Consider the following 3,704-nt stretch of genomic DNA (forward strand, 5'->3'; position numbering starts at 1 on the left):
AAGGCAGGGCTTGCATGCTCAACCGTTACCCCCTGTGGAAGTATCTGCTGATACTCGTCGTCCTGGCGGTCGGCCTTATCTACTCGCTTCCCAATCTATTCCCCGAAGATCCCGCCGTCCAAATCAGCAGCGCCCAAGGCGACTCTCTGGACGAACGTCAGATTAACCTTGTTGAAGCCGCGTTAACTGAAAGCGACATTGACATCAAGGCGATAGAAGAAGAAAACGGGCAATGGCTCATTCGTCTCCGCCATGACGATGACCAGCTCAACGCTCGCGACATTGCCACTGACGTACTCGGCAGTGATGCCACCGTGGCGTTAAATCTCGCTGAAGCGACCCCGAGCTGGCTGCAGTCATTTTCTGCTTCGCCTATGACGTTAGGCCTGGATCTACGTGGCGGCGTGCACTTCTTGCTAGAAGTGGACATGGACGCCGCACTGACCCAGCGCCTTGAAGTTAACGCCAGCGCCATGCGCGAGCTGCTGCGCAGCGAGCGTATCCGCTACCGCAATACCGACGTAGAAGATCGCTCACTCTCGATCGACTTTGCCAGCGCTGAAGACCGTGATACGGCACGCCGACTGATCACTCGCGACTTTCCTGACTTTGAGTATTCAAATGCAGGCGATGGCCGCGCATCTAGCTTAGTCATGACATTAAGCAATCAATCTGTCAGCAGCATCCAGGACTACGCGATTAACCAGAACTTGACCACCTTGCGCAATCGGGTCAACGAACTGGGCGTTGCGGAGCCCATGGTACAACGCCAAGGCCCCAGTCAAATTGTGGTTGAACTACCTGGCGTTCAGGATACCGTTGCCGCGAAACGTATTGTCGGCGCAACCGCCAACCTAGAGTTTCGCTTAGAGGCGCGTAACGACACGCCGGTTAACGAAACAGAAACGCTGACGTTTCGTAATGATTCAGCACGCAGCGCTGAGCTAATGCGTGATGTCATCATTACCGGTGACAGTGTTTCCAGCGCCAGCAATAGCTTTGATGAAAATGGCCGCCCCCAGGTCAATATCAACCTAGATGGCACTGGCGGCACGCTGATGAATCGCGCCACGCGCAGCAACATTGGCCGCAATATGGCGGTGCTGTTCATAGAGCATAAAAGCGAAGACACCGTGGTGGTTGACCCGGAAACGGGCGAAGAAACGCTTGAGCGCGAGCCTTACGTTGAGCGCGGCCTGATTAGCTTAGCCACGATTCAAAGCGCGCTAGGCAACAGCTTCCGCATCACCGGCTTAGACTCACCAACAGAAGCTTCCGAGCTTGCGCTGCTGTTGCGCTCTGGCTCGCTAGCAGCGCCTATCTACTTTGTGCAAGAGCGCACGATTGGACCAAGCCTGGGCGCTGAAAACATTCAGCGCGGTTTGCTCTCCGTTGAGGTAGGTCTGCTGCTGCTCATGCTGTTTATGCTGGCGCGCTACAAAGTGTTCGGTATTTTTGCCAACATTGCCCTGGCCCTTAATCTGACGATTTTGGTTGCGGTAATGTCGATGCTGGGTGCCACGCTAACCATGCCAGGTATTGCGGGTATCGTACTAACGCTGGGCATGGCGGTGGATGCTAACGTACTGATCTTTGAGCGCATACGTGAAGAGCTACGTAACGGGTTATCGATTCCGCAGGCTATTCATGCGGGCTATGGGCGCGCTTTCACCTCAATCGTCGATGCCAACATCACCACGCTTTTAGTGGCGATCATTCTGTTCTCGATTGGTACCGGCCCGGTCAAAGGTTTTGCGGTCACGCTCTCTATCGGCATCTTAACCTCCATGTTTACAGCGCTGGTGGTGACACGCGCCATGGTCAACCTGACCTATGGCAGAAAACCCGTCAAAAAGCTGTGGATCTGAAGAGCATGAACCTGAACCAAGCGCTCAGCCCAGAATTTAAGAGGTGGTAATGAAACCCCTATCAAACCTGCATATCGACTTTATGGGACAGCGCAAGTTTGCGTATATTGTCGCAGCTGCAATGCTCATTGTGTCGATTGGCGCCTTGCTGTTCCAGCAGCTTAACCTAGGGCTCGACTTCACCGGCGGAACGCTGATTGAAGTTCGCTACGGCGCGGCGCCCTCGCTGGACGCCATTCGCCAACTAATGGAGCAAAACGGCTTTAGGGATGTCTCGGTACAGACCTTCGGCGCATCTACTGAAGTGCTTATCCGCCTGCAACAGGCGTTCGACACCAACGTGGGCAACGATGTCGTTGATCTCCTGCGCACCAGCGGCGAGACCGTCAACCTGGTACGTGCCGAGTTTGTCGGCTCCCAGGTGGGCGATCAGTTGCGCGACCAAAGCGGCCTTGGCCTGTTAGTGTCGCTAGGCGTTATCATGGTTTACGTGGCGATTCGCTTTCAGTACAAGTTTGCAATCGGCGCGGTGCTTGCCCAGTTCCACGACGTTATTATCGTGCTGGGCGTGTTCGCGTTATTTCAGCTTGAGTTCGATCTGACGGTACTGGCGGCCATTCTGGCGGTTATCGGCTACTCGCTGAACGACACGATCGTGGTGTATGACCGCATTCGTGAAACGATCCGCACCTCGCGAATCGACGATATGCCGCAAATCTTTAACGAAGCGATCAACGCAACGCTCTCGCGTACGTTAGCAACTTCCGGCACCACCATGCTGGTACTCCTCGCGCTGCTGCTGCTAGGCGGCGACATGATCAAGAACTTCTCCATCGCCTTGCTGATCGGTATTGGAGTAGGTACGTTCTCTTCCATTTACATCTCGGGCGCCCTGCTGCTCCCCCTCAAGCTTTCGCGTGAGGATCTGATACCGACCAAAAAAGAGACCGACGAAGAAGAGGAAGAGCTGCCTTAACGGCATTCTTTCTTAACTGAGTTCCTCGAACCTACAACTCGAGTCTACAAAAAGGCCTCTGCTGGTTTCCCAGCAGGGGCCTTTGCTTACTAGGGACGTATTCCGGTCAGAAGATCAGGAATACCATACCCCCACCATCAATGACTCTTACCCAATAATTTTTGCAGACTAGATGCGACGACCAGAGCAGCCTCCGTTAACAGCTTTACAGGTACCCGTTCATCAGCACGATGCCCATTGGCTTCAAGTGGGTTACGTGGGCCAGCGCCATACATGATGGTGGGTATTCCTGCTTCGCTATAGTGCCGCGCATCGGTGTAGAGTGGCATCGCCCCCTTCGCCACCGACTCGCCAAAGACCTTTTGTCCCTCCATAGCAAAAATGTCGGCTAATTCTTCTGACAAAGGCGTCGAGGTAAAGGGAGCCGCAAGCAGACGCTGGACAACGCTAACCTTTATCCCCTCTTGGAGTTTAAGGGAGCCAATAAGATCACGTAGCTCCCGTTCCACCAGTTCAGGCGACTCTTCTGGGATAATTCTTCGGTCAATGCTAAATGAGATCCGATCAGGCACCACATTGGTGTTAATACCGCCCTCGATAGTGCCGATGACAAGTGAAGGACTGCTGACCCCGGGATACAGCGAGCACTGTTCTTCGAGTGTTTCTCGGTAGTGATACAGAGCACTCATAATCTGCACGCTCGCTTCAAGCGCATCCACACCGGTGCGATGCCAAGCCGCATGCGCTGAACGCCCCTCTACCGTTACATCCAAATGCAAACAGCCGTTATGGGCAGTAATTACCTGACTTGGTTTCAAGTAATAACTGCAATTTCATTACGCGGCGAGTAAATCGTCTCG

General features: G+C 53.9%; 3 protein-coding genes. 2 read left to right on the top strand and 1 reads right to left on the bottom strand.

Annotation, left to right across the window (positions count from 1 at the left end):
• Window positions 1-14: 14 nt before the first annotated feature.
• Entirely contained in the window at window positions 15-1,868 is a 1,854-nt protein-coding gene (gene secD / locus ACTH5D_RS17585; protein WP_441673489.1) for a protein translocase subunit SecD, read from the top strand.
• A 49-nt stretch (window positions 1,869-1,917) separates the two neighbouring features.
• Window positions 1,918-2,844 (top strand): protein translocase subunit SecF, encoded by a 927-nt coding sequence (secF, locus tag ACTH5D_RS17590; protein ID WP_441673485.1) that lies wholly within the window; start codon window positions 1,918-1,920, stop codon window positions 2,842-2,844.
• 137 nt (window positions 2,845-2,981) lie between these two features.
• On the opposite strand, the gene ACTH5D_RS17595 is transcribed toward secF, so the two are convergent.
• Window positions 2,982-3,662 carry a peptidase dimerization domain-containing protein gene (locus ACTH5D_RS17595; protein WP_441673487.1) on the bottom strand — a complete coding sequence of 227 codons (681 nt, stop codon included), beginning with the start codon at window positions 3,660-3,662 and terminating at the stop codon, window positions 2,982-2,984.
• Window positions 3,663-3,704 lie beyond the last annotated feature (42 nt).

This window comes from Halomonas sp. (genome assembly GCF_052095695.1).
In the GTDB taxonomy this organism is placed as follows: domain Bacteria; phylum Pseudomonadota; class Gammaproteobacteria; order Pseudomonadales; family Halomonadaceae; genus Vreelandella.